Annotated in this window: 3 protein-coding genes; all 3 read left to right on the top strand. The window is 33.5% G+C overall.

Going from position 1 to position 1,151, the window contains the following annotated elements; all coding sequences use genetic code 11:
- On the top strand, positions 1-464 hold a 464-nt coding region (locus FOF46_RS32060), incomplete at its 5' end, for a hypothetical protein (protein ID WP_167572035.1).
- Positions 465-467: 3 nt separating this feature from the next.
- Complete coding sequence (locus tag FOF46_RS30965) at positions 468-722, top strand: hypothetical protein (RefSeq protein WP_143919272.1); 255 nt, start codon at positions 468-470, stop codon at positions 720-722.
- Positions 723-814: 92 nt separating this feature from the next.
- Positions 815-1,151 (top strand): tetratricopeptide repeat protein (locus tag FOF46_RS30960; RefSeq protein ID WP_143919271.1); only part of this gene is annotated, 337 nt, incomplete at its 3' end.

Below are 1,151 nucleotides of genomic sequence, written 5' to 3'. Positions count from 1 at the left end.
GTAATGCTATTTTTTCAAAACCAGAAGAAGCTGAAATTCTCAATAATATCTGGAGATCCGTCTATTGTAAATTTAGAGTTAAAGGCAGTAAAGAAGATTGGAAAGGATACCAGGAAACCCTGTATACCCGAGTGGATATGGTCGCTAGATGGCTGGAACGCAATCCCAATCGATGGGTAGCACCTCCACACTTGTATTTCAGTCCAGAGAATAAGAGCAACGGTTTTAAAAAAACATACCCATGGTTTTTAAAACAACAAATCGTAAAACGAGAAATCCGAAATCGTATTCTGATTCAGAAAACTGAAAAAGAATGGACAACTCACAGCAAAGGAGAAGGTAAACACAAACACAAAACCCGTTTACAATTGTTCCGTTTACAACAGCAACGCCTCGAATCCTATGGTGATGAAGCCCTAATACGAGCATATGAAAAAAGTTTACATAACATGGTAAACACATAATTCATGATACACCCAGATCCCAATACGGCATTGAGTAAATGCATAGTGTATTTTAATGATGGCAACTCCAGGACATTTTATTCCCTGGATAAAAGCCATAAAAGATCAAAACCAAATCAGGCACTAGGTATACGAAGGTTAGAAAAAATGCTACTCCACGGAAAACTCAAAGGAGCCTGGGAAACTGCAATTATTTATGAAAATGCTCCTAACGGCAGAGAATTAGTTAAGTATAAAAATGGAGTGCGGGTGTTTTGATCAGCTTCAGAAATATAAACCTTAAGTTTGTATACTTAAGAGTAACCAGAATCAGAATAAAGGAATATAGTTTTATTAATTTGCAGAAAGTGATGTTAAAAAATTTAATCCATATAATATTAATTGTTTTTTGTTCTTCGTGTGATTTAAGAACAGCAGAGGATTATTATAATTTAGCTTATGATCTAGAAGAAAAAGGGAAATTTCAAGAGGCAATTAAGTTTTTAGATAAAGCAATTGAAAAAAGACCAAATTTCAGACCAGCTCTATTGAATAGAGGAGGTGATAAATCTATTCTTGAAGATTATGAAGGAGCAATAAAAGATTATGAGAAAATCCTAGAGTTTGATTCTGACAACACTTTAGCATTAATGAATATTGGAAATAATTTTAAGAGGCTTAATCAATATGAAAAAGCTATTAATTATT

It is taken from the genome of Aquimarina algiphila, from assembly GCF_007489275.1.
Lineage (GTDB): Bacteria > Bacteroidota > Bacteroidia > Flavobacteriales > Flavobacteriaceae > Aquimarina > Aquimarina algiphila.
The sequence above is the reverse complement of the archived record's forward strand: the minus strand, read 5'-3'. Positions and strand labels throughout refer to the sequence as shown.

What these genes read in the sequence shown, in the direction of transcription:
- FOF46_RS30965 (WP_143919272.1), top strand. Translation starts at nt 468, where the DNA reads ATGATACACCCAGATCCCAATACGGCATTGAGTAAATGCATAGTGTAT.